The 26,536-nt window shown below is 48.7% G+C and carries 19 protein-coding genes; 14 read left to right on the top strand and 5 right to left on the bottom strand.

What is annotated here, in order from left to right:
- Positions 1 to 410 precede the first annotated feature (410 nt).
- Together A8708_RS00635 and A8708_RS00630 are read left to right on the top strand one after the other, a co-directional pair.
- On the top strand, positions 411 to 2,438 hold the full coding sequence (locus A8708_RS00635; RefSeq protein ID WP_082927180.1) for a methyl-accepting chemotaxis protein: 2,028 nt from the start codon (positions 411 to 413) through the stop codon (positions 2,436 to 2,438).
- Between the two features lie 133 nt (positions 2,439 to 2,571).
- Positions 2,572 to 5,631, top strand: coding sequence for a response regulator (locus A8708_RS00630; protein ID WP_068661608.1), 3,060 nt, complete (start codon positions 2,572 to 2,574; stop codon positions 5,629 to 5,631).
- Between the two features lie 159 nt (positions 5,632 to 5,790).
- On the opposite strand, the gene A8708_RS00625 is transcribed toward A8708_RS00630, so the two are convergent.
- Positions 5,791 to 6,648: an AraC family transcriptional regulator gene (locus A8708_RS00625; protein WP_068661607.1), complete on the bottom strand. Its 858-nt coding sequence runs from the start codon at positions 6,646 to 6,648 to the stop codon at positions 5,791 to 5,793.
- 221 nt (positions 6,649 to 6,869) lie between these two features.
- Between A8708_RS00625 and A8708_RS00620 the strand changes: the two genes are divergently transcribed.
- The 6 genes from A8708_RS00620 to A8708_RS00595 all read left to right on the top strand — a co-directional run bounded on the left by A8708_RS00620 (position 6,870) and on the right by A8708_RS00595 (position 15,912).
- Complete coding sequence (locus A8708_RS00620) at positions 6,870 to 8,051, top strand: galactokinase (protein ID WP_068661606.1); 1,182 nt, start codon at positions 6,870 to 6,872, stop codon at positions 8,049 to 8,051.
- Between the two features lies 1 nt (position 8,052).
- On the top strand, positions 8,053 to 9,054 hold the full coding sequence (gene galE / locus A8708_RS00615; RefSeq protein WP_068661605.1) for a UDP-glucose 4-epimerase GalE: 1,002 nt from the start codon (positions 8,053 to 8,055) through the stop codon (positions 9,052 to 9,054).
- Between the two features lie 461 nt (positions 9,055 to 9,515).
- Positions 9,516 to 11,090 carry a UDP-glucose--hexose-1-phosphate uridylyltransferase gene (locus tag A8708_RS00610; protein ID WP_068661610.1) on the top strand — a complete coding sequence of 525 codons (1,575 nt, stop codon included), beginning with the start codon at positions 9,516 to 9,518 and terminating at the stop codon, positions 11,088 to 11,090.
- 772 nt (positions 11,091 to 11,862) lie between these two features.
- Complete coding sequence (locus A8708_RS00605) at positions 11,863 to 12,306, top strand: MarR family winged helix-turn-helix transcriptional regulator (RefSeq protein WP_239696470.1); 444 nt, start codon at positions 11,863 to 11,865, stop codon at positions 12,304 to 12,306.
- A gap of 38 nt (positions 12,307 to 12,344) precedes the next feature.
- Positions 12,345 to 14,144, top strand: a complete 1,800-nt coding sequence (locus A8708_RS00600) for an ABC transporter ATP-binding protein (RefSeq protein WP_068661604.1) — start codon at positions 12,345 to 12,347, stop codon at positions 14,142 to 14,144.
- Complete coding sequence (locus A8708_RS00595; protein ID WP_068661603.1) at positions 14,137 to 15,912, top strand: ABC transporter ATP-binding protein; 1,776 nt, start codon at positions 14,137 to 14,139, stop codon at positions 15,910 to 15,912. The genes A8708_RS00600 and A8708_RS00595 overlap by 8 nt, the downstream gene beginning before the upstream one ends.
- A gap of 501 nt (positions 15,913 to 16,413) precedes the next feature.
- Here A8708_RS00595 and A8708_RS00590 read toward each other — a convergent pair.
- Positions 16,414 to 18,003 carry a histidine kinase N-terminal 7TM domain-containing diguanylate cyclase gene (locus A8708_RS00590; RefSeq protein WP_068661602.1) on the bottom strand — a complete coding sequence of 530 codons (1,590 nt, stop codon included), beginning with the start codon at positions 18,001 to 18,003 and terminating at the stop codon, positions 16,414 to 16,416.
- A gap of 225 nt (positions 18,004 to 18,228) precedes the next feature.
- Between A8708_RS00590 and A8708_RS00585 the strand changes: the two genes are divergently transcribed.
- The 4 genes from A8708_RS00585 to A8708_RS00570 are packed head-to-tail and all read left to right on the top strand — an operon-like array spanning position 18,229 to position 21,483.
- A complete protein-coding gene (locus A8708_RS00585) occupies positions 18,229 to 19,218 on the top strand; it encodes an acrylyl-CoA reductase family protein (protein WP_068661601.1) in 990 nt (329 codons plus the stop codon).
- Between the two features lie 41 nt (positions 19,219 to 19,259).
- A complete protein-coding gene (locus A8708_RS00580; protein WP_068661600.1) occupies positions 19,260 to 20,117 on the top strand; it encodes a carbon-nitrogen hydrolase family protein in 858 nt (285 codons plus the stop codon).
- A 4-nt stretch (positions 20,118 to 20,121) separates the two neighbouring features.
- Positions 20,122 to 20,790: a GNAT family N-acetyltransferase gene (locus A8708_RS00575; protein ID WP_068661599.1), complete on the top strand. Its 669-nt coding sequence runs from the start codon at positions 20,122 to 20,124 to the stop codon at positions 20,788 to 20,790.
- 21 nt (positions 20,791 to 20,811) lie between these two features.
- Entirely contained in the window at positions 20,812 to 21,483 is a 672-nt protein-coding gene (locus A8708_RS00570) for a GNAT family acetyltransferase (protein WP_068661598.1), read from the top strand.
- A gap of 55 nt (positions 21,484 to 21,538) precedes the next feature.
- Here A8708_RS00570 and A8708_RS00565 read toward each other — a convergent pair whose 3' ends face one another.
- Complete coding sequence (locus A8708_RS00565) at positions 21,539 to 21,988, bottom strand: SRPBCC domain-containing protein (protein WP_068661597.1); 450 nt, start codon at positions 21,986 to 21,988, stop codon at positions 21,539 to 21,541.
- A gap of 92 nt (positions 21,989 to 22,080) precedes the next feature.
- Between A8708_RS00565 and A8708_RS00560 the strand changes: the two genes are divergently transcribed.
- Positions 22,081 to 22,923: a helix-turn-helix domain-containing protein gene (locus A8708_RS00560; protein ID WP_068661596.1), complete on the top strand. Its 843-nt coding sequence runs from the start codon at positions 22,081 to 22,083 to the stop codon at positions 22,921 to 22,923.
- 578 nt (positions 22,924 to 23,501) lie between these two features.
- On the opposite strand, the gene A8708_RS00555 is transcribed toward A8708_RS00560, so the two are convergent.
- The gene (locus tag A8708_RS00555) at positions 23,502 to 24,707 is read right to left on the bottom strand and encodes an MFS transporter (RefSeq protein WP_068661595.1); all 1,206 of its coding nucleotides are present in this window, start codon (positions 24,705 to 24,707) and stop codon (positions 23,502 to 23,504) included.
- A 45-nt stretch (positions 24,708 to 24,752) separates the two neighbouring features.
- The gene (locus tag A8708_RS35175) at positions 24,753 to 24,935 is read right to left on the bottom strand and encodes a hypothetical protein (RefSeq protein WP_157264477.1); all 183 of its coding nucleotides are present in this window, start codon (positions 24,933 to 24,935) and stop codon (positions 24,753 to 24,755) included.
- A 179-nt stretch (positions 24,936 to 25,114) separates the two neighbouring features.
- Between A8708_RS35175 and A8708_RS00550 the strand changes: the two genes are divergently transcribed.
- A complete protein-coding gene (locus tag A8708_RS00550) occupies positions 25,115 to 25,990 on the top strand; it encodes a GNAT family N-acetyltransferase (RefSeq protein ID WP_068661594.1) in 876 nt (291 codons plus the stop codon).
- Positions 25,991 to 26,536 lie beyond the last annotated feature (546 nt).

Raw genomic sequence — 26,536 nt, 5'->3', positions numbered from 1 at the left:
GCTGCATAATTTTAAAAAATGAATGCTTAGGCCACGTAAGAACTCTAACCAATTTTTCAATTTGAATTGTGAAATCGACTCAATAATACAGCTATTTTGGAGCAGATTTATCCACTGTGGCGTTTCTGGGCGAATTTAACTGCATATTTTCCATGTATGTGGAATTTGGAGCACAAAAGCCGAAAAATAGATGTAGTTTTTCCAGTTATGTGGTGCTTGAGGCCTTCAGATTGTTGTAGTAGTTGCCTAGGAAAAGATAAGGGGATGAGTTGTCAATCTGCTAATGTCGCATTTTGAAGGAAAATGTCGAAATAAGTCTGAATTCCTTAAATATCCATTATTGGTGCAACAAATAAAGAGAATGCACCAAATAAAGAGAAGCTAGTAGTATATAGGAGGAGAGAGAGAAAATGAGTACGAAACAAGGAATGAATATAAAAGGATGGGTAAAGTCAGTCTCCTTTACTTCGTTCAGAGCAAGAATGACGATTATGTTTCTGGTTATCGCGTTGGTACCGATGTTGTTCAGTACCGTTTTTTCATCTTATTGTTTGAAGAATGTAGTGAATAATGAAGTTCACTCCAAGGAAGAGAGTATTCTGAAAGCGAATGTTACGGCCATCGATTACTCCATCAAGCGTCAAATTTCCATACTGAAAGAGATGCTGAAATATGAGGAGATCAAGACGGGAAATGAGAAGGAAATTATCAAAACTCTCCTTAAATTCCAACAAGCTAACAAAGACGTCGAAGAGTACGTTTATGTTAATAAAGATGAAATGGCGCTAACCTCAGCAGGACAGAAAATTTCTGTATCCGATCGTGATTATGTCAAGCAAGCCAAACAAACAAAGCAGCCAGTGAGTACGGATCTCCTCGTTAGTAAGACAAGTGGGAAAAACATCATTGTTTTATTTGTCCCGATGCTTGATGATAAGCAGAATTTTATTGGCGGCATGTTCACTCCCCTATCCACTGATAACCTCAATGTATACACCGATACGATTCGCATAGGTGAAACTGGCTATGGCTATTTAATGTCTCCTAGCGGTGGACTATTAACGTATCCAAACAAAGAACTAGCAGGTAAGAATGTCGCGGATGTGCTTCCGAAGTCGGAAGCGGCGAAATTACAAGAAACCGTTTTGAAAGAGAAGAGCGGAAGGTTCACGTTTAAAAGTGATGACGGCACCGAGAGAGAAATCAGCTTTGATACGATTCCCTCAACAGGCTGGCGCTTAATTACAAATGTGGCGGATAATGAAGTGTATGGCTCCGTAACAACGGCAAAGCATGTATCCATATGGCTGGCTGTCATCACCACGATTGTTGTAGCTGCTATTGCGCTGTTCGTATCTATGTCGACAACCAAACCGGTGCTGGCGATTACAGAAGCTGTGAAGAAGATAGCGGAGGGGGATTTGACCCCACGACTTTCAATCAATCGCAGTGATGAACTGGGACAATTAGCCCTTAATATGAATCTGATGTTAGATTCCTTCTCGAATATCGTTGGTAAAGCTAGTTTTACCGCAGAGCAGCTTGGGGCATCATCGGAAGAGTTAACGGCTGCTGCGACAGAATCTGTTGGCATTTCCAACCGTATCGTCGAGTCCATGCAAGAGGTATTCAATGCAAGTGAGGGTCAGTTGATGGGTGCCGAGCAAACGTCGATTGCGATGAGTGAAATGGCAGTAGGTGTTCAGCGGATTGCCGAATCTTCCTCTGTCGTAACGGAAGCCTCCCATACATCGATGATGGAAGTACAGCACGGCCGTGTTGCTATCACTCAGGCTGTTGAACAGATGCAACGCATTAATGAGTCAGTTGGCAAATCGGCGGAAGATTTGAGAGCACTCGAGGCCTACTCGCAAAAGATTGGGGAAATTGTTTCGGTCATTACCGAAATTACGAACCAAACCCAACTCCTTTCGCTGAACGCTTCGATTGAGGCGGCTCGTGCTGGCGAGCAAGGTCGCGGCTTTGCCGTGGTTGCGAATGAAGTGAAGAAGCTTGCTGAACAGTCGTCCTCGTCGGCGAAGGATATTTCTGAGCTGATCCGAGAGGTGCAATCATCGACAGCAAGAGCGGTACAAGTAATGAACAGTGGTGTGAAGGACGTGGAGAAGGGATCCGAACTCATTGACGCAGCGGGTCAAGTCTTTAATCGTGTGACGGTTGCATTCCAGGAAATTTCGGATCAAATTCAAGAGGTCTCCGCCGCATCGCAGGAAATGTCCGCAGGAACAGAAGAGGTATCAGCCTCTATGAGCGAGATTGTCTATATGACAAAAGCGTCTCATGATCATGGTCAAGGTATCTCAAAAGGCTCGGAGAAACAACTCGCGGCTATGGAAGAAATATCTGCTTCTGCTGAGGATCTTAGCCAAATGGCGCAAGAGCTGCAAGAATCGCTTTCTAAATTTAAAACTCGCTGATTGCTGACCCTTCCAACTAAATTCGGGGACAATTACTGGGTATTTAGAAGACCAGTCAGGAAATGCTGATTGGTCTTTTTTTCACGCGAAACAAGCACATTATGTTATAATCGGCTAAGAGGGGTGGGAAATAATGAAAGCGATTACTTTGATGAAGTCGATGTGGACTTTTATCATCATCATTGCTGTACTAATAGTCGTTATTGGAACGAACTTCTATCAGATGTTTGCCCTGAAGGGGACCCTTGACCATGTTAAGACGAATTGGATGCCGAGTATAGCGAAAATTGTAGAAATGCAAGAACTTATTACACAGGAAAGAGTTCTTTTGCATAAAATGTTGCTTGAAACGGATAAGAATTCGCTTCTTGCCGTGATTATTGCTTACCAGGATACCCGCCGACAGTTTGATGAGAAGTACCGAAGTTACGAGCCTTTCATCAACTCGGAAAGTGAGCAACAGATTTATTTGGAAGTATCGGATAAAGCGATAGATTACTTACAGAAGGGCCAGCTCATCATTGACGCTGTTCAATCTGGTGATTATATCATGGCGAAGAGCTTGTTGGACAAGCTTGCCCCGAAACGAGAACTAGCCGATGCAAGCTTGCAGAAGTGGATTGATTACAATTTGATGGGTACCCAAAGCGATGTAGACCGAACTACTAATCAGCGTCAGCTTGTACTTTGGATGGCGAGTATTTTCACGATTGTGGCGATTGCTATTGGAGCTGCACTTGCCCTGCAGACCCGTTCTGTAAGAAGGAAAGGCGAAGAGAAGTTTCTGAAGGAGAAAGAGAAGGCCCAAAGCTATCTCGATCTCGTCGATGTCATGATTGTGGTGTTAGACCGCGACTGCCGAATTGAGATGTTGAATCGGAGAGGTTGCGCCATGCTGGGTCATGTGGAAACGGAGCTTATCGGCAAGAATTGGTTTGAGATTTGTGTGCCGCAGGAGCAATGGGATGTAAGGAAGTGCTATTATCAAAGAATCATGGAAGGCAACCCAGCGGAAGATTACTACGAGTCATCGATCATCGTCAAATCTGGTGAAGAGCGCCTTTTCGGATGGAATAATAATTTGATTTGGAAAGAGTCTGGCGAGATTGGTGGCGTTATTCTTGCAGGCGTTGATATTACCGAGCGTAAGCAAGCCGAAGAGACGCTGAACCAGTATAAGGATCATCTTGAAGTGTTGGTGGAGGAACGCACGTCGGAGCTAGAAAGTAAAAATGTACTCCTTGCTGATGCTAAGGAACTCGCCGAATCTGCTAACCGTGCGAAGAGTGAGTTTCTGGCCAATATGAGCCATGAAATTCGTACACCGATGAATGCTATTATCGGGCTTAATTATTTGCTGCAACAAACAGAGCTAACAGAGCGGCAGAAGGACTATGTTGGGAAGACGGTTCTTTCGGCAAAAAGCTTGCTAACGATCATCAGTGATATTCTTGATTTCTCGAAAATTGAAGCGAAGAAAATTGTACTGGAACGCATCGATTTTGATTTATATGAAATTATGAGCAATATATCGAATATTATTGGATTTTCACTGTACGAGAAGGGGCTGAAGCTGCACTTCTCCATCCATCATGAAGTACCTCAAGTCTTGAATGGTGATCCATTCCGGTTGAATCAAGTTTTGCTCAATTTGGTGAATAATGCTTTGAAATTTACAGATGAAGGTGAAATTGGGATTACGGTAAGTGTTGCTTCTCAAGATGACAGCGGGGTTTCACTTCGATTTGAAGTACGGGATACTGGTATTGGAATGACACCTGCGCAGCAAGATTTATTGTTCCACGGCTTTACGCAAGCGGATATGTCAACGACTCGCAAATACGGAGGAACTGGTCTTGGTCTGGTCATCAGCAAGAGTATCGTTGAGTTGATGCAAGGGAAGATTCATGTCGAGAGTGAGCTGGGGAAAGGGAGTTCCTTCATCTTCACAGTGAAGTTCGAAGTAGGATCGGAGCATTTATTCAGCGCGCCAGTAGCGTCCTACTTAAAGTTTCTACGCGTGCTTCTCATATGCGATGACGAAGAAATGCGGCTTGTTTTGAAGAGTCAACTGGAACAGTTCCAGTTTATTGTGAATGCCGTAGATTCTGCTCACAGGGCACTGGAACAAATTAGCATAAGTGGCCGATACGATCTAGTTATGATTGACTGGAACCTCCAAGATGAGAAGGCACACACATTGGCGGAGAAAATAAAGCTAGAGTATGCGACACCTGCGCAAGCCATCGTACTAATCAGTTCGTATCATGAATCAGAGCTTGGACTGAAATCGCAAACAGCGTGCGTGAAAAAGGTGCTCTATTATCCAATGAGCCAGTCTCAGTTGTATAACCAAATCACGAACTTGTTCCAAGAACAGTTGCAGATGAAGATCGCATCGCCACAGGGCGAGAGTGAAGCTAAGAAACTGCACATGCTCCGTAACACGGAGGTCCTACTAGTGGAAGACAATGAAATCAACCAGCAAGTGGCACAGGCGATTCTTCAGGAAATGGATATTCGCGTGGACGTAGCAGAGAATGGCATCGAAGCGTTGAAGAGAGCTTCGACTAAGCAATATGATGCGATCTTAATGGATTTGCAGATGCCCTTGATGGATGGTTTTGAAGCCACTAGAAATATCCGAGATTTCGATCAAGAAACACCGATTATTGCAATGACAGCCGATGCGATGCAAGGGGTTAAAGAACAAGTGTTGGAAGCAGGCATGGATGCGTATATATCGAAGCCATTTGAACCTATTCAGTTATTCAGTGTCTTACAACGGACGATTCAGAGCACACGAGTAAGAGGTTATGCCGAAGTCGCAGCAGCGAAACAAATCGAGGCTTTGCCTGTACTGAATCCGGAAGAAGCGTTAGGACGTCTGGCTCAAAATGTGAACCTCTACGAGCGGATCTTGCATAAGTTCGTTTCGAACCATGCAAACGCGATAGAAGGAGTGCGAGAGGCGATTAAGGAGAAAGACTACTCCGAAGCACTGTTGCTTGCACATACGCTCAAAGGCGTGGCGTCCAACATCGGAGCAACACCACTCAGTCATACGTCTGACGAGCTTCAAACGGCGATCCATCAGGGTTCTATGGAGTTGCTGGAAGGGATTCTGGATACGGCAGAGATGAGGCTGGCACAGGTTAATGAGGCTATTAAGGAGTATTTGATGGTAAAATAAATAAAAGGCCAGATCAGCATGTAGTTTCTGCTAATCTGGCCTTTTATTTAGGAATATTCCACTTATGCGCCGCTGCTGCACTGGAGATAGTCGGAAAATTCGACTAACGTGCTGCCATCACCCTTGCGGCTGTCAGCGCATTCATATGAACTTACGGCATCAGAGTAATTTAATTTGACTCCGATACTCGCTCGGCGAGACGCCATACCAGCGTCTGAACTGCTTGGAGAAATACAGCGGGTCATAGAAGCCTACGGATGCCGCGATCTGCTCAATGGTGAGCTCCAGTCGTTCCCGCAGCAGCAAACGCGCCTTATCGACGCGCAGCTTGAGCAGGAAAGTGACCGGCGTCACCTTGGTGTGCTGCTTGAACATGCGCGAGAGATACGCGCGATTGTAGCCTAAGCTCTCAGCCATCATTTCGATGGTGATGGGCTCCGCATATTGCGTGGACAAGTAGTGAATGGCTTGCTGCACGATGCGGTCGCTTTCGTCTTCTGCAACTAATCCTGCGACTACAGGGGCAGATAACGCTTCGCAATATTCGCCGAGCAATAGGCTGAGGTAGCCTGTAGCCTTGAGTTGCGCGTTGGATTTCCTGGATTTGAGCGCGAGCTGGATCTTGCGAAATAGCACAGGCATATGCCGATTACGCGCGATATGAATGATGGGACTCACAGGTGTAAGGCCGGCCTCACCAACACGCTTCGCTGCTTGAGCGCCTGTAAAAGCGATCCAACAATAGTGCCACGGATCGATCTCGTCCGAGACATAGCTTATCAACTGTTCTGGCTCAATCACGAAACTGTCGCCAGCGCCAATTGCATACTCTTCTCCATGTGAAGAGAATACACCGCGGCCCGATATGACATAATGAATTAAGTAGTAGTCATACACTTTCGGTCCCAGTCGATGCTCAGGCTTGGTCTGGCTTTCCCCTGCGAATAATACTGTGAAATCGCTCTCCCCAGCCGAAAGGGGGTTCGATACGACATAATAGCTCTCTGGCTTACTCATGCTGTTTTCTCATCTCCGTTCGATGTCCTTATGTTCCTTCCACTGTATCATAAATCTAACATGAAACGGAAACTGTAAATCACATTTTTCCATGTAGAAATAACATGCCTCCATAGCCAATCCTTGGCGTATCTCTTATACTTAAGCTACAAACTTATACAAAGAGCATTTCGAACAACACCCAAGCAAACATACCAATACAACTAAAGGCGGTGCCACACATGGCAGATTTACAAGCACTTAAAGACACGTTTATTGAAATTTACGGAGAAACAGCTGCGAAAATCTCAGCATTTCACGCGCCTGGTCGAGTGAATTTGATTGGCGAGCATACGGATTACAACGGCGGTTACGTATTCCCCGCAGCTCTGACGTTCGGAACGACCTTGATCATTCGTCCAAGACAAGATCGCGTAATCGGCTTCGCATCTACGAACTTGGCATTGCGCAAACAAATTTCCATAGACGACTTGTCCTATCAAGAAGAGGACGATTGGATCAATTATCCGAAAGGGATCTTCGTTCACTTAGCGAAGGCAGGCTTTCCAGTGACACAAGGGTATGACCTTTTATTCCACGGTGAAATTCCGAACGGTGCAGGACTTTCTTCCTCGGCTTCCATCGAGGTTGTCACAGCTTTTAGCTTGCTGACGCTAGAGAACTACCCGATCGATACGGTGAAAATCGCGCTGCTCGCACAAGAAACAGAAAACCAATTCGTTGGCGTCAATTGTGGCATCATGGACCAATTCGCTGTGGCGAATGGTAAGAAAGACAACGCGATTCTCTTGATGTGCGATACGCTCGAGTATCGTCATGTTCCTTTTCAAAGCGGCAGCTATAAGCTTGTGATCGGCAACACGAATAAACGCAGAGGTCTTGTCGACTCCGCCTACAATGAGAGAAGAAGCCAATGTGAGCAGGCTGTGACCTACTTGCAAAAGCAATTCCCGGACATCACGCTGCTTGGTCAATTGAACCTTGAGCAGTTTAACGAATATAAACACCTAATCCCAGACGAAACCGTTCGTCGGAGAGCGCAGCACGTTGTGGAAGAGATTGATCGCGTTTTGAAATCCATCGAAGTCTTGGAAAAGAATGACCTTGAATCCTTCGGCAAACTAATGATCGGATCCCACGATTCCCTACGTGACCTGTACGAAGTAACGGGCTTAGAGCTCGATACGATGGTTGCAGCGGCGTTGAAAGTACCAGGTGTGCTTGGTGCGCGGATGACGGGTGCAGGCTTTGGTGGTTGTACGGTTTCCTTGGTACATGAGGACAGCGTTCAAACATTTATCGAACAAGTAGGCGCGGAATATACAGGAATTACAGGGCTTACACCAAGCTTCTACGTGTGTGATATTGGCAACGGTGTAGAGCGACTTGAGGAGGCGTTGTAAAATGGCAATTCTAGTTACAGGTGGAGCGGGATATATCGGATCGCATGCAGTAGCAGAGCTTCTAGCCAAAGGCGAGGAAGTTGTTATTGTCGATAACTTGCAGCAAGGTCACAAGGACGCAGTGCTCGGCGGAAAGCTTTACGTTGGGGATCTGCGCGACGGGGAGTTCATGGATACGGTTTTTGCGGAAAATAAGATCGATGCCATCATTCATTTTGCTGCGAATTCCCTTGTTGGAGAGAGCATGACGAATCCGGCAAAATACTACCACAACAACGTATACGGCACGCTTTGCTTACTTGAAAAAATGACACAATACGGCGTGAAACGCATCGTATTCTCATCGACGGCTGCTACGTATGGCGAGCCTGAGAACATTCCAATCCTCGAAAGCGATCGTACGCTGCCAACGAACACATATGGCGAGACGAAGTTGGCGATGGAAAAAATGATGAAATGGTTCGATACTGCGCATGGTATCAAATATGTATCGCTGCGCTACTTTAATGCAGCTGGCGCCCATGCAGGCGGCCAAATCGGTGAAGATCACAGTCCGGAAACGCATCTAATTCCGATTATTTTGCAGGTAGCGTTAGGTCAAAGAGCGCACATCTCGATTTTCGGCGAGGATTATGCGACAGAAGACGGCACTTGCGTGCGTGACTACATCCACGTTAGCGATCTAGCGAGTGCACATGTGCTCGCGGTTGAGAAGCTGCGCGGCGGTGCGGACAGCAACATCTATAACCTTGGCAATGGCACAGGTTTCTCGGTGAAGCAAGTGATCGATATCGCGCGCAAAGTGACTGGCCATGCGATTCCTGCGGTAGTTGAGCCACGTAGAGCTGGTGACCCAGCAACGTTGATTGCATCATCAGAGCGTGCAAGAGCGGAGCTTGGCTGGAAACCTGCGCATGATTCCTTGGAAGCGATCATTGAGAGCGCGTGGAACTGGCATCAGAAGCACCCGAAAGGGTACGCAGCGGAAGTAACGAGTCTGTAAGACGAACTTTCGGATCTACATCCCAACACGCGCGAATCTGAGCGCGTGTTGGGGCGCATGGAGATGATCAACCTCACGCTTCCCATCAGGCATTTCAGGCAGATTCGTAGTGGGAAGCGGGGATTGGTAGGGAAATAGTTCGATTTTGCCTGCTTAATTGAGAGTGTTGGTGGGATTGAACGTCATTAGACCGACTTTACCCACTTAAAAGGCCCTAAACCAGCTGTCACTACGGAAATTGGTGGAATAGTTCGGCGAAATCGGACTATTTCACGATTTAGGGCAGACAGGGTGCAATTAGGTGGGATATTTCGGACTAATGGGGAATAGGGAATAGGTGCTAGTTGCCCCCTGAGTGGAGTTAGTTTTTCAGGTCAGGTGGCGGGTAAGGGTAACAGAGAGTAGGATAGTTGAGCAGGATGAAGTAGGTTTCGATGCTCGGAAGAAAGGGAAGTGGCAATATGGAACGCACATTACACACGCCGCAATCTGCAGCGTTAACGATAGAAAGACTCCTACAATTCGCCACCCAGAATGGGTTGATCGAACAGCTGGATGTCTATACCTCGCGCAATGCTTTGCTGGATCTGTTCGGACTGGCAGAGCCATTTCAAGGGGAAGTGCCTGAAGAGAAGTTGAGCAGCCCGGTCGGCTTGCTGGAAGAGCTCCTAGATGCCGCTTGGGAAGCGGGATTACTGGAAGAGAACACGATGACGTACCGCGATTTGCTAGACGCACGTATCATGGGGCTCATGATGCCCCGCCCTTCCGAGGTGGTAAGTGAATTTTGGAAGATCGCCAAAACACAGAATGTGGAGGCGGCGACGGCTTATTTCTACAAACAATCCATTGATTCCAACTATATTCGGATGGATCGCATTGCGAAGAATGCTTACTGGTTGGCGGAAACAGCCTATGGGGATTTGGAAATTACGATCAATCTATCTAAGCCTGAGAAGGATCCGAAGGAGATTGCACTGCTCAAAACGCTGCCGCAAAGCAGCTACCCCCTATGTCTACTTTGCGTAGACAATCTGGGCTATGCAGGCCGTGTCAATCACCCGGCTAGACAGAATCTGCGCGTCATCCCGCTTGAATTGGATAACGAGAAGTGGTACTTACAGTATTCACCTTACGTGTATTACAACGAGCACAGCATCATCTTCCATGAGAAGCATATTCCGATGAAAACAACGGCCAATACGTTTTACCGTCTGCTGGATTTCATCGAGCAGTTCCCCCATTATTTCATCGGATCTAACGCGGACTTGCCGATCGTCGGGGGGTCCATCCTGAACCACGATCATTTCCAAGGGGGCCGTCACAAGTTCCCGATGGAGAAAGCGCCAAGTGAGAAAGCATTCTCACATGCGGATTTTGCTGGCGTGAAGGCCTCTATTGTGAAATGGCCAATGTCCGTGCTGCGCCTGAGCGGGCACAACAAGCAACAGCTGTACAAGCTGGCTAGCAAGCTGCTCGACGACTGGCGTGCCTATAGTGATGCGGAAGCGGACGTCCTCGCGTTCAGCGAGAAGGACGGACAGCGGATCCCGCATAACACGATCACGCCGATCGCCCGCAACAATGCGCGCGGCGAGTACGAGCTTGATCTCGTGCTGCGGAACAACCGTACGAGCACAGAGCATCCGGATGGGATTTTCCATCCGCATCAGCACTTGCACCACATCAAGAAGGAGAACATCGGCTTGATTGAGGTTATGGGGCTGGCGGTGCTGCCAGGCCGCCTGCAAGAGGAGCTGGCGGCTATCGCCAAGCTGCTCACCGGCGAAGCCGAGCTCGGCCGCGAGCTGAGCGACGAGGGCCATCCGCTGCATAAGCATGCGGATTGGATCGCGGCGCTGCTCGCGAAGCATGGCGCGTCGCAGACGGCCGACGCGGCAAATGCGGTGCTGCAGACGGAGGTCGGCAGCAAGTTCATGGACGTCCTGCTCGACGCAGGCGTCTTCAAGAGGGACGACGCCGGGCAAGCGGCGTTCGGACGGTTTTTGGCTGCGGTGGGCTTCGCGCAGCAATAGGTTAGTGCGAGATCCCTGGTCGGTGGACCAGGGATTTTGTGTTACCGGCGCGCCGCGGAGTGGGCGCGGGGGAACTTGGCACCGTGCTCCGGTGCTTCGCGCTTGGGTGCTTCGCGCTTGGGTGCTTCGCGCTTGGGTGCTTCGCGCTCTGGTGCTCCGCACTCCGGTGCTCCCGCGTTCCCTCCCGTGGCTGAATAACTGGAAAACCTACAGCTATTTCTATGGAAAACACCTAAATTGGAAGATTAACTGGAAAACCTACATCTAATTTGCTTATATTATTAAATATGGCGCTTTATGGGAGAGATTAGATGTAGAAAATCCATCTAATCTGGAATTTGCAGGGAAAACGGATAGATTAGATGGAGATTTTCCATCTATTTGGTGGCTGAGCTACTCAAATACTCTGAATACACCATGAGACGCACGAATCCCACCAACTCTCGACCCCAAAAATAAGCTAATTCCCTCAATCCACCTCCACGAATAGAAGCACCAATCCCACCAAGCCTTCCGATCAGCAACAAACAAATTACTCTCATCCACCTCCACCAACAGACGGACCAATCCGACCAAGCCTTCCGCCTCAGCAACAAGCTAATTACTCCCCATCGAACACCACCAGACGCACCATTCTTCCCCTACGCCTAATAATCTCGCACATCCAACCACCACCATGCTCACATGCGTGCAATGGAAAATATCGTATTGACAGGACGAGCATCGCTACCTAGAATATTAATTAGCTGACTAACTAAAAGGAGGGTGTTCATTGTCACGTCACGACCATAATCCAGAATCGCTTACGCATTTGATGTCACATTTGCTCAAAATGCACAGGCATACGATTGATCAAATCATTCATCCCTATGATGTTTATCCAGGACAGCCGCCTCTATTACTTGCATTGTCCGTAGAGGATGGCCTTAGCCATAGCGATCTTGCAGCTCGCATCCACAACAAACGCGCTACTCTGTCAGTGATGGTAGACCGCATGGAGAAAACAGGCCTCGTCGAACGCCGTCCTGATGAGAATGATCAACGGGTTACACGCGTCTACTTGACGGAGAAGGGCAAGGAAGTCACTGTTCATGTCAAAAAGGCGATCCAGACGGCGGATGAGATGACGTTTGCTCATTTTCTACCTGAGGAAAAACTGCTGTTTCGCCGCCTGCTGCTTCAAATGAAAGATAATCTCCGTCCTAAAGATCAATAAATTAGTTAGCTGACAAACAAATGAAAGGACAGCATGCCATGTGGAAACTTCGATCGTTTGTTAAACCGTACTGGTTCATAACGCTGCTTGCCCCTTTGCTGATGGTGATGGAGGTATGCATGGATTTGTCCCAGCCCCGCCTCATGGCGACGATTGTGAATCACGGTGTTGCGGAAGGTAATCTCGCCTTAATATGGTCAACAGGCCTACATATGCTTGGCGTGGCCGTCGTTGGCCTGATTGGTGGTGCAGGTTGTACATTCTTCACAGTGAAAGCTGCCCAGAACTTCGGCGCTGATCTGCGGCTAAGCGTGTTCGAGAAAGTGCAATCCTTGTCGTTCCGACAATTGGATACCTTCTCGACCGGCTCGCTGATCACTCGCTTGACCAGCGATGTGATGCAAATGCTGAATATCCTGCAGATTCTGCTGCGCCAATTTACACGTGAGGCATCGCTGCTTATTGGCAGCTTAATCATGGCTGTGGTTATTTCACCCCGCCTTTCCTTAATCTTACTAGCAGTCGTACCGATTCAATTCGTCATTCTGTATCTATTGATGAAACGCTCTACACCGCTTTTTCGCCAGATGCAGACGAAGATCGATCGCGTAAACACGGTTATGCAAGAGAGTACGACGGGCATTCGTGTGATCAAGGCTTTCGTACGTGCCGCATTCGAGCGGACCCGTTTTGGCAAAGCGAACACGGACCTGCTGAATGCGAGTCTTAGCTCCGCTCGCGCCTTGGCTACAAGCGGGCCGCTGATGACGTTGATTTTGAACATAAGCATCGTGGCCGTTCTCTGGTTCGGAGGAGCTCAAACATGGAGCGGTTCGATGGCTATCGGTGATTTGGCCGCTTTCATCATCTATATAAGCCAAGTGCTGTTTTCACTCGTTTCCATTACGAATACACTGATGAACATTTCCCGCGCACAGGTATCCGCTGAACGGATTCGGGAGGTACTCGAAACAGAAGTGGACCCGAATGAGCCAGCTCAGGATCAGGAACAAGTGCAGAATAAGTCAGATTTGCTTGAACCACACCCATCTTTGGCTGCATTATCCCCTGCGTCTCTGGTGGCGGGCTGTGAGTTAGAATTCGAGCGAGTTTCATTCGTATATGAATCGGCTCCTGATCAGCCAGTTCTTCATGATATTTCTTTCAAGGCATTGCCAGGTCAAACCATTGGCATTCTCGGGGCAACAGGTTCGGGGAAATCCACCCTCGTTAGCCTGATTCCGCGACTTTATGATGCAACCAGCGGACGTATTCGCCTCAATGGTGTTGATGTGAAAGATATACCCGCCGGGCAGCTTCGGAGTCAGGTGGGAATTGTGCTGCAGCAGTCCATTTTGTTTAGTGGGACGATCCGCGATAACATTCTTTTCGGTAGACCAGAGGCCTCCGATACAGAGATGATGGCAGTCGCCCAAGCTGCAGAGGCCGATAGCTTTATTTCTAAGCTGCCCGATGGGTATGAGGCTAAGTTAGGGCAACGAGGAGTGAACCTGTCTGGGGGGCAAAAGCAGCGAATAGCCATTGCGCGTGCCTTACTTCTGCGATCCCCCTTGCTTGTGCTGGATGACAGCACGAGTGCGATTGATCTAAGTACGGAGAAACGCATCCAGCGTTCTCTGCAAGCATTGATGGCGGGCAGCACACGCATCATTATCGCGCAGCGTGTTTCCTCTGTTTTGCAAGCTGATCAAATCCTTGTCCTGGATGAGGGACGTATTGCGGCGCGCGGAACTCACGAAGAATTGCTTGCGACAAGCACGCTGTACCAAGATATTTACAATTCCCAGCAAGGGAAGGAGGCTGCTCTCCATGGCTAACAAGCAAGCGCGCAAACCTCGCGCCAAAAACATCGGAGCAACCCTCCTTCGCATGTGGGGCTATCTGAAGCTTCAGCGTACAGGATTGGTTACGGTTGCGATTTTGACAATTGTCGGCAGTGGCCTTGCTCTGCTCGGACCCTATTTAATTGGCAGGGCCATTGATGATTACATTATTCCGCGGGACCGAAATGGACTTCTGGATCTCTGTCTCCTTCTACTGGGCTGCTATGTGATTAGCGGGGCTGCATCTTGGATCCAATCCTATCTGATTGCTGGGGTATCCCAACGGACGGTGTGGCAAATGAGGCAGGATCTCTTCCGCCACCTGCATAAGCTGCCTATTAGCTATTTTGACAAGACCTCGCACGGGGAACTTATGAGCCGGACAACCAATGATGTGGACAATGTTGCAACCACGCTCAGTCAAAATTTAACCCAGATTATGACCAGCATCATTATGATTGTTGGGTCCTTGATCATGATGATTACATTGAATATTTGGCTGACCCTCATTGCATTAGTGACAGTTCCGCTCGTGCTCTATATAACGAAGCAAATCACGAAACATACGCAACGCTTGTTCAAAGAGCAGCAGCAGCGACTCGGTGAACTGAATGGTTTAATCGAAGAGACAATCTCTGGACAAAAGGTTGTAAAAACGTTCCAACGTGAAGCCGCTGCCGTCGATCAACTCGCTGCAATCAATGGGCAGCTTCGGGTGGCTGGTACGGGGGCACAGCAGCTTTCGGGCATGATGGGGCCGAGCATGAATATGATTAATCATTTGAGCTTCATTTTATTGGCTGCTATCGGGGGTTGGATGGTTCTGCGGGGATGGACGATGGTTGGCGTGATTATCTCCTTTTTGAACTATTCGAAACAATTCAGCCGACCGATTAACGACCTTGCTAACCAGTATAATATGATTCAGTCGGGGATTGCGGGTGCGGAGCGAGTGTTTGAAGTGATGGATAATGAGACGGAATACGAATCGAACCAGGAGGGTGTCCAGCTAACGGATGTCAAAGGGGAAGTCGTGTTTCAAAATGTGTCCTTCAGTTACACGGACGATGTGCCCACGCTGCATGAGGTTTCGTTCACGGCGGAGCCGGGTGATTTGATTGCGTTAGTGGGTCCCACCGGTGCAGGTAAGACAACGATTATCAATTTGCTGACTCGCTTCTACGATATCAATGAGGGCAGTATTACGATAGATGGGCTCGACATTCGTGATATGCAAAAAGACAGCCTACGCAGCCAGCTCGGTCTCGTGCTGCAGGATGTTTACTTGTTCTCGGGGACGATCCGAGAAAATATTCGCTTCGGCCGCTTGGACGCGACGGACGAAGAAGTGGAAGCCGCCGCGCAGCTAGCGAACGCGGACGGGTTCATTCGCAAGCTGCCGAGCGGCTATGACGCCAAGTTGACCGCCGGAGGCGGCAACTTGAGTCAAGGCCAGCGGCAGCTGCTCACGATCGCGCGGGCGATTCTCGCCGATCCCGCGATTCTCGTGCTCGACGAGGCGACGAGCTCCGTCGACACCCGCACCGAACTGCACATCCAGCAGGCGATGGGCGTGCTTATGAAGGGGCGAACGAGCTTCGTGATCGCCCATCGGCTCAGCACGATTCGCGAAGCGAGTGCGATCCTGGTCATCCACGGCGGCGAGATCGTGGAGCGCGGCACGCACGAAGAGCTGCTGGCGCTTCGAGGGCACTACTATGACTTATACGCGAGCCAATTTAGCGATGCAAGTTCACTTTGACGGACGTGGCGTCCGGCAACGCAATAGAAAGGGAGTTCCCGTAGAGGGGAACTCCCTTTTGCTATGGTGCGGCACCCACCAGCCCAGAACCAAACCTATCTACCTGCGAACCCTATCCGTCCGCCGCTAATCAAGCCACGTTCACTAACACCAGCCCACCAGCAAACTTATCTACCTGCGAACCCTCTCCGTCCGCCGCAAACCTGCCTCATTCGCTAACACTAATCCATCACAAACCTATCTACCCGCCAAACCCACCCGTTCGCCGCCAATCCAGCCTTATTCACTAACACCAGCCCACAACCAACCAATTAACTGGCGTTTCTCCATCTATTTCGGCAGTTTTGCCCAGTCTGCGCGGAATAACTGGATTTCCTACAGCTAATTCCGGTCATTTCCGCCGAAATGCCTTCATACGGCAGAATTAGCTGTACTTTTTCCTGTTAAACTCAGAAAGCAGCCAAAATAGCCAATATTAGCTGTAGTTTTTACAGTTAATGCTCACCGGGGGGTGTCAAGTGGTGATTCGAGGGGGCCGTCATAGAGACGGACCTGATTCCGGCCTGCCCGTTTGGCCTGATACAAGGCGATGTCTGCATGTTTCAAGAGCATTTGCAAGGACTCTCCACGCTGGCTTGATTGCGTTAATCCGAAGCTCGCTGTTATGGCTATTGAACCGTAGCTGCCGTTCATCTCTTTGGCAGCAAGCTGTGCGCGAATTTGTTCGGCTAGTAAAGCTGCTTTGTCCAGTGAGCAATCTGGCAATGCGATGACGAACTCCTCGCCGCCATATCGGGCAATCAGCGCGCCAGGTGCGTCTGCTTCAACTCTTCTCGAGACTTTCACCACATGTTGAATCGCGAGGTCGCCAACGTCGTGACCGTAGGTATCATTGATATGTTTGAAGTGATCGATATCGAAGAGAAGGATGCACGTCGTGAGCTGCTTACTCGAATCCTCCTCGAGAATCATCTTACTCCGACGAAGAAACTCTGATCTATTCAGCAGTTTCGTTAAGCCGTCGTAATAGGCCAGCTGTTCCAATTGATCTTGGAGCAGTTTCTGTTCGGTGACGTCGATCACCATTAATAAGCTCCCAATAGGCTCTCCGTTGCGTCCGCGAACAACTGAGGAACGAATTTGGTAGAAACATTCTCTGCCTTCAGCGGAGCGCCAACTAAACTCTTCCTGCACACCGTCCTCTAATCGCGCTACAGGAAAAGGTTCACCCGACAATCTAATCCAAATTTCATCAAGCGTGAGTCCAAGCATATCGGTTGTGAATCCAGGAAACATCACGGTAATTACACCGTTGGTATCGACCAGCCGATCTGCGAAGTCCAGCACAATAGCGCCTTCCCGCATGCTTTCAAAAATACGATCCTTCGCTATCGGAATAATCGTCAGCATCTTAGTTGATACAATCGCCCAAATGTACATGGCAGAGGTTATACAAAGTATCATCGGCACGGGATCAATGCCGTATGGTGTTAAGCCCATCAGATAGACGAATGCACCGGTCATCGGCATGAATTGGCCCATGATTAAAGTTACGAGCTGTAAGCGGTAAGCTTTTTTGGTTTGACGCCATCTGCGCAGGAGCAAAACGACAGCCGCAAGCATACACCCGAATATATAAGCCCCGTGTACGATGTAATATTGTCCGATAACGATATCTGTCGTGAGGAAGGGGGTATTTTCGCGAAAATACATATCTTTATAAAATAAATGATGATAGTCATTGGTGATAACCATGACCAAGGTAATGGCTGGAATGACGAAGAGCGCGGCGACCCTTGTGCGAGTCAAGTTCATGCCCACATACTGCATGACAATTAGTAGACCAATGGCTGGCGCAGCCCCGATGCCAATGTATTCGAGCATTGTCCATTTTTTTACTTCTGCAATGGTATCACTGGACATTTCAAAAGCATGAGCAAAAATATAAATAGCTTGTGTAGCTGTATAGATGACAAATGTATAAGCACTTGGTGTTTCCTTGCGCTTAATATAGGCATACATACACAGAAAGACGGTGAAAACTCCCGAGGTTGCGATAAGTGAAATGAACATGGTTAGTGTAGGATCCATAATTTGCACTCCAGTATTTGTAGGATTATGAGTGAAATTGTCGATTTAATCGTATCACATCCTAGCATAGGGTCATAGGAAACGCATGGAAAATGTGAGGGAACGCAAACGAATGCAACGGAATGCAAAGAGATGTAAGAATGGAAAGGAGATATAAAATTTAGTAAACTAATAGGATCAAGTGGAATCAAATTAAATGAAGAGAAGTAGCTTGGAGGCGCGAATATGGACAGCTTTAACGCAATTGTCGTGGAGCGAATACAGGATCAGTTTGCTTGCCAAATAAAACAACTGCGCTTGGATGATTTATCCGCCGGGGAAGTGACGATTCGCGTCGCCTACTCCGGAATTAATTATAAAGATGCGATGGCTTGCAGCCCTTCGGGGCGTGTCGTGCGCCAGTACCCGATGGTACCTGGCATCGATCTGGCGGGTACGGTCGTGGCCTCGTCAGACACCCGCTTTCGCGAGGGAGATGAGGTACTCGTGACCAGCTACGAGCTGGGCACAGGGCATTTCGGCGGGTTCAGCGCGTATGCGCGCGTCCCCGCCGATTGGGTCGTGCCACTCCCGCAAGGACTGACGCATCGCGAAGCGATGATTCTCGGCACGGCGGGTTTGACAGCAGCCCTGTCCATTCACCGAATGGAGCAGAATGGGCTGCGCCCAGGGCAGGGACCCGTGCTCGTGCGCGGGGCAACGGGTGGTGTGGGCAGCAGCAGCGTCTCGATGCTCGCCGCCCTCGGCTATGAAGTAGAGGCAAGCACAGGGAAGTCTGCTGATCATGCGTATTTGCTTGAGCTTGGTGCGACGCGCGTGCTAACGCGCGAGGAGCTTTCACCTGCCGAGAGTAAGCCGATCAATAAGGAGTACTGGGCAGGTGTGGTTGATCCAGTTGGAGGATCGGCGCTCGCGCACGTGCTCAGTCGGTTGAAATACGGCGCCTCCGTGGCGCTGAGCGGATTGACGGGCGGCGCGGATTACGCGGCGACGGTGTATCCTTTTATCCTGCGAGGTGTGAATCTGCTAGGTATTGATTCTGTTTATTGCCCGTCAGCAGTGCGAACGGTTCTCTGGGAAAGGATGGCGACGGAGTTGAAGCCACGGCTGCTCGAGCAGACGGTGTATAAGGAAATTGGACTGGATGAGGTTGCTGAGGCTTCCCGGCTGGTGTTAGAAGGCAAGGTCAGGGGCAGGGTGCTGGTTCGGCTGTAACGGTTTCGTTTTGAATTATGAGGTAGAGGAGTGTTGGAATTATGAAAATGCGGGTATCCGCTGTTCAATATCATTTACATACGATAAGCAGCTTTGAAGAGTTTGCCGCACAGGTGGAGCATTATGTAAAGGTGGCGCAGGAGTTCGAGGCGGATTTCGTCCTGTTCCCGGAGTTGTTCACTACGCAGTTAATGTCTATTGGCGATGAGAACGGCAAAGCGTTGCCGATCGAGGCACTGCCTTCTTTTACAGAGGCTTATCGCGACTTATTTCAAGGACTCGCCCAGCAAACGGGCATGCATTTGATCGGCGGTACGCACATTACGTCTGAGGGGGACAAGCTGTTTAATACAGCGTTCTTGTTCTATCCAGATGGTCGCATTGGCGAGCAGAAAAAGCTGCATATTACCCCAACAGAAGTGAAGGAATGGGGAATGGGTGCGGGGGATTCGCTGCAGGTTTTTGATACGGACAAAGGGCGAATTGCCATTCTCGTCTGCTACGACGTGGAATTCCCGGAAATCGTGCGGATGGCCCGTGCGCGTGGGGCTGATGTGTTATTTGCTCCATCGTGTACGGATGATCGTCATGGCTTCCACCGGGTTCGGTATACGTGTCATGCTCGGACGATTGAGAATCAAATCTACGTGGTGACCACAGGGACGGTAGGCGCCTTACCGACGGTTGATTTCATGAGAGGGAACTTCGGGCAAGCCGCTGTCATTACGCCAAATGATGTGCCGTTCCCGCCAAAAGGTATACTCGTCGAGGGCGAGATCAATGGCGATATGGTCGTGACTGCCGATCTTGATCTCTCGCTGTTAGCCGTCGTTCGGGAGCGGGGTTCCGTCACTACTTGGCGTGACCGTCGTACTGATTTGTACACAGACTGGTCATGAGGCCATGAGAAAACATCTCTATGTATTCGATGGCGATACCCCCGTTGAGGCGGTCATTCGCACCTATGGTGTTGCGGATTTCGATGCTTTGATTGCTGTTCAACAGGCAAGTTTTCCGCCTCCCTTTCCCTCGGAACTCTGGTGGACGAAGGAGCAACTGACGGAGCATGTGACACGGTTTCCCGAGGGGGCGCTGTGCGTAGAAGTGGCGGGTCAAGTTGTAGGCTCGATTACAGGACTGCGTGTGGATAGCGAGGTTATGGCGGCAAGTGCTGATCACAGCTGGTCAACTATAACGGATGATGGGTATATCCGCACGCATCGCCCAGACGGGGATACACTCTACATTGTGGATGTCTGCATCATGCCAGCGTACCGCAAGCTTGGGTTAGGCAAATGGCTGATGCAATCCATGTATGAAGTTGTCATTCAGTTAAGATTGGCACGTCTGCTAGGAGGCGGCCGGATGCCGGGCTACCACCGAGTTGCGGAGGCAATGACTGCAGATCGCTATGTGGCAGCGGTTATGGCGGGGACGATGAAGGACCCGGTGATTACCTTTTTGTTACGATGCGGCCGGACACCAGTGGGTGTGGTTGCGGGGTATTTGGAAGATGAGGAATCGCTGAATCATGCCCTGTTGATGGAATGGCGGAATCCTTTTATATCATAAAATTAGGAGTGAGTTGACCTTATGGAATTCATACGTATAACAAGTATTGAGGATCCGCTGTTTCGATCGATGCATGATCTGATGAAAGAGGTATTCCCGCCAGAGGAAGTGCTGGATTATGCCTTGTGGAAAGAGCCGTTAGAAGACCCGGGCATTCGGGTTTTTGTAGCGGTTCATGAAGGCAAAGTCGTCGGTACGACAGAGTACCGCTATTACGAGGATTGGCAAGTGGCGATGACGGATTTCACCATTATTGGTGGAGCAGGGCTTGGGATCGGTCGGTTTCTAGCGAGAAAACGCTGGCAGGATCTTGAGCGACTTGCCGCAGAATCAGGTAAGCCTATGGTAGGGATGTTCGCTGAGATTTATGATCCGTATCGGATCGAGGGACATGCTTTTGGCGGCGTGAAGCCGATGGATCCTTACGTCAGGCGTGAGGTCTTGTCGCATCTTGGCTATAAACGGATTGATTTCACTTACGTGCATCCTTCCTGGGAAAACAATGGAGAAGCTGTCGAGGAGCTGGATCTATGTTTCTTGCCAACGGATGAAGATCAGGCGGAGATTAATGCGGCGTTGGTCGCCAAATTCTTGCGGCGGTATTATGCGGTGCTTGCGAATAAGCCCCATGCTTGGGAAGCGATGGTTGATGGTCTAGAAGGGAAACAGACGCTGGCGCTGCTGCCGTTGTAAGGTGTTGGTTTATGCAAAAAGGAGTCCGAATGGACTCCTCTATTTCTATCTAAGTCTACCAACCGAAATCTAGTGTTTTACCCGTCTCGGCTAACGTCTTGATGTTGCTGAGAATCATCCACCAACTGGCTTTCGTCGACTCGAAGCTTGGGTGATCTGGCGTCCATTGATCGTTCACTAGCGTCAATTTGGTACAACTGCCTACAGTTTCTAAGGTGATGGTCATGCGGGATTCAAACTCTGCATGGTTCTCCCGATACGAGGGCCCAGCATGCTCCGTGCAGCTAAGTAATTTCTCAGGCTCATAAGCCAGAATTGTGCCATACACATGCACCGTTTCATCGCCATCTTGACCAGGACCGATATAGGAATAATCCGAGCCAATTTCAAAAGTGGAATGCAGCACGCTGCCAAATAAAATTTGCCGAGTACCTTCTGGCGTGATGAGAATATCCCAAACTTGCTTCGTGCTTGCACCGATATAAAATTCATACTTTAACTCCATAATCGCTCGCACTCCTTCGCTTCTGTAATCGTACCTATCATAATGTATCTAGTATCCCATGTATTGTAAAAACGCGACAAGGAGTGTTCGTTATGTCTACGAATCAGAATCTTAGTCAAAGTCATCAAGTTGTAAGTCAGCCTTTGCCTAGTCTGGGTATCATTAATTTTCAGCAGGGTGGGCACAAATTTCAATTAAGTCGGTACGCACCAGCTGAGGATGTAGCCTTCTTCGTGCGGCATTATTGGGTCATCCGATGGGACCTTGTTGGAGAAGAGCCCTATACCCAGCATGTGATCCCGAATCCCTGCGTAAATCTCGTTGTGGAACCAGAGCGCACGGCCATTTATGGACCTGGCAAAGAGAAATACGGACATCACCTGGAAGGGCAGGGGAGTGTGTTCGGTGTGAAATTTAAACCGGGTGGGTTCTACCCCTTTGTCCAGGAAAACGTGTCTAGTATGTTGAATAATCCGCTGAGTATTAGGGATGTTTTTGACACAGACCCGCGATGGATGGAAGCGCAAGTGTTCGGTCACAGCGACGATGGGCGGAACGTTAGTCTAGTTGAAAGTATGATTCGTTCCAGATTGCCTGCTCAGGATGAACAGGTCACGCTGGTTAACCAAATCGTAGACTATGTGTACGAGCAACCCGAGATTACAAAAGTGGATGCGGTTTGTGAGCATTTTCAGATAAATATCCGCACCCTGCAGCGCCTCTTCGACCAGTATGTCGGCGTCAGCCCGAAGTGGGTGATCAAAATCGCCCGCATCCAAAGCGCGGCAGAAACCACCGACGGTACAGACACGCATAATTGGACCAAGCTATCCAACGATCTTGGCTACCATGACCAGTCGCATTTCATTAAGGATTTCAAGTCGATCCTGGGCCAGACGCCGGAGGAATATGTGCTGATGAAGCGGGCAAAGTGAAGGGGCGCACGCATGAACAGATGAACCCATGAACCCACGCAATCTCTGCAACTCACGCATCCCGAGCTCCACCCTCCTTGCTACTCTGCGTCTCCGCTGAAAGATAACTGGAAAACCTACAGTTATTTCCCGGAATTTTCACTAAATTTAATGATTAACTGGAAAACCTCCATCTATTTGGGGGGATTTCTGCTTTTGGTGCCGAATTGAGCAGAATTAACGGGAAAAATCCAGTTATTTCAAGAAAATGGCTCTTTTCGAGGAAAATAACTGTAGGAAATCCATCTAAAGCTACAGAGAGGGTAGAGGTTAAAGTGGAAAATAACAATAACCTATGCAATCCCCACAATGCTATTCTACTTAAGGAGACAACTCACGCATCCAATCACCAGTAAGCAATACATCCACTTTGTTCTTCCTAGCACACCATAGCAGCTATACACCACCACTAACTCACCAGATGTCGATCAAGTTGCTCTTGCCACTATGACCTCCCCGATATATTGACCCTGCAACAACTGCCACGTCTTAGCAGACCCCTACCAGACGCACTAGTCAACCAGTAGCGCCACTACTTCCTACATAGCCGGATGCTTGGTACTTTCCTTCTTTTTCTTAAGAAGTGGGCCTAGCAACACAACCCCTGCAAATAGCAAACAGCCGCTTAACATATATACCGTCAACAACGAAGTTGTATCCTTCAAATAACCAGATAAAGCCATCCCTATCAACATCATCCCCATGAAAATCGGCGTAATGGTTCCGCCAACTCGCCCCATGAACGGCCCCTCTGTGTTCCGCATAATCAGGGTTTGAATACCGACATGGATGCATGGATAGAACAAGCCACTTACGATCTGTAAGATCAACGTCACGGATACGAGGGTGGAGACTCCGACACCGATCGTGCACACGGCACTTACTAGCAAACCTACAGCAAGCAAATACTGCGGTTTAACCTTCTTTGCAATCCCCATAATGACCATACCACCGATCAGCATGGCAGCCCCATTCGCCATCAAAAACCATTGCAGTGATTGTTTGTCTAATCCTAGTTTCTCAATCGCTATGAATATCGCAAGTGGTTGAACTAGACCCGCTGCTAAACCTGTGACACCGAAGGTTAAACTTAGTGTTCGAAGTGCATGGTTGGCTTGCACATAACGCAATCCAGCCACTAGCTCCTTGGTGAAGTTATTGTTACCTGAGGTGACTTCTTCTTTGTCGTCTTTCGGGAGGAAGGTAAGCACCAGTGATGATCCGAGGAACATTCCACCCGTAAGGATAAGAGAAGCTTCAATACCGTAGTTCAGATAGATGAACGTACCGATCACAGGCCCCATTACCATGAAAATCGCTACGAGCGATTGGGACATAGCCATAACACTCTGGAGGTGCTCTGCCGGGACGTTCTTTTTATAGAGCTTCATAGCAGAAGGTTGTGAGAATTGCGATAAACTGGCGGAAATAAACGTCCCGACGAGCAAGGCGTACCAAGAGCCAGAGAGTACGGCAAGCAGAACGATGAAAACAGTAACGGCAGAAATGAAGTCACACCAAACCATGGTCAACTTCGGGCGCCAACGATCTGCGAACGTCCCGCCAATGAAGGCGAAGATGAAAATAGGCGCTGTCTCCACAATGGAAATCAAGGACACATACTGCGGATTATTGTGGGTAATGTCCGAGATATAGAGGAGAATGGCGAAATTACGAATCCAAATACCGAGCTGTAGGAGCACGCGGGATAGGAGGATGGTTCGAACATAACGATTGCTTAACAAGGGTTTCAGTCCTTTCGTTTTAGTATTTACTAAATTAGTAATTTACTAAGTTAGTAAAATAACATCCAAATCATAGCTCACTCGGACGAAGGAAGTCAATGGGGTTTTTGCATTTGGAAATAAAAAACGGATGCTTTTGGGGCAACAGTTACCATAGTGCTGCAGCAGCTGAGACAGAGCCGCGGTGTCGCCTAGCATGGCTTCACGAGTGATTTCGTTCTCTTCCAAGTGATTGAACATCCTCACTGCCTGGTTTCATAGATAGTACGAACAGCTCATGAAGATCGTTCACGGCTGCACGAAAAAATATGTAGAATGATTTATTAGCTTACCACCTCCGTGGTCAGACATGTATAATGACAGCAGGCAAGTCCATAATGAATGAGAAGATTAATGGAGGACAACATATGAAACAAGGCATATATGCAAGAGCGGGATTATCCCCTGAAGAGTTAGAGGAAGTTCGAGTGTTATGGGAGCTATGTAATAAACATGAGAGCATTGACATTAAATTAAACTGGGGCACCCTATCCAGCCGTCCTGCTGGCGTGACGAACGATTTCGTTTACTATGAAAATGACCGGATTGTCGGCTTCCTAGCTATTTACAGCTTCTTATCTACTGAGGTGGAGATCAGTGGTATGGTGCATCCAGTGGCGCGGCGGCGGGGGATTTTTGGGCAGCTTGTTGCTAAGGCGATGGAAGTGTGCGGCGAAAGAGGCGTACCAAAGCTGATCTTCATCAATGAGCGTGGCTCGGAAAGCGGGAAGGCTTTTCTAACCAAGCTTGGGGCCAATTACTCTTTTTCTGAATATGTGATGGAACTGAAAAATCAGATCCTCCCGCCCGGGGCCACCCAAACAGAGTTATCGATTCGCTTAGCAGACACCTCCGATACGGAGCTGTTAGTTAAACTGAATATGTCTGGCTTCGACATGTCGGAATCGGACACACGTGAGTATGTGATGCAAACCATTACGGGTGATAAGGAACGGACGTGGATTGCGGAGTTAGGTAGGGAGCCGATTGGAAAAATTGGTGCGATGGTAGAGCCTGGCGAGAGTGGATTTATTTATGGCTTTTGCGTGTTGCCTGAAGTTAGAGGCAAGGGGTATGGCCGTCTGATTTTGAGTCAAACCATTACAGCGTTGAAAGAGCAAGACCAAGCGGAGCATATCAAGCTGGAAGTGTCGGTAGAGAACGAGAAAGCGCTCGGCCTCTATGAATCTTGTGGATTTGCTACGAAGAACGCGAACGACTATTACGTGCTCTTACGCAGTTGAAAAAAGGATAGTGCAGCAGATTCGTCTGCTGCGCTATCCTTTTGTGCTATGTGGAGCATTATGCTCCGTATGGAAGTGGTCTGGCACCAGCGGTTTCGATAACGTCACGGACTAACAACCAACAATCAACAATCAACAATCAACAATCAATAGCCTCATCAATTAACACATCATCATCTAGCACCAATAGCCTGTCACCACCCGAACATCGAGCACCGATTACCTCACCACCCGACATCATCACCTGCCCCCAACTAGCTTGCCCTCCCACCATACCACCCAGCCGAGATTAACTGGAAAACCTCCATCTATTTTCGCCGCTTCGGGTCGATTTTGACGATTAGATGGAAAATATACAGTTAAATCCCCTGAATCTGTCGTTTCGGCGAAATCAGGTTAAATTAACTGGAGGAAATCCAGTTATTGTATCAAATGTGTGAAAAATAGCGGAAATAACTGTAGTTTATACAGGCCTGTTGATTAGCCAAATATTGGAATGTTGGCAGGATAAATAACACCACTGGATAAGAACACCCTCCATTCTGG

This window comes from Paenibacillus oryzisoli (assembly GCF_001653565.1).
In the GTDB taxonomy this organism is placed as follows: Bacteria; Bacillota; Bacilli; order Paenibacillales; family NBRC-103111; genus Paenibacillus_E; species Paenibacillus_E oryzisoli.
Note: the sequence above shows the minus strand (reverse complement) of the source record. Positions and strands in the feature narration are given on the sequence as shown.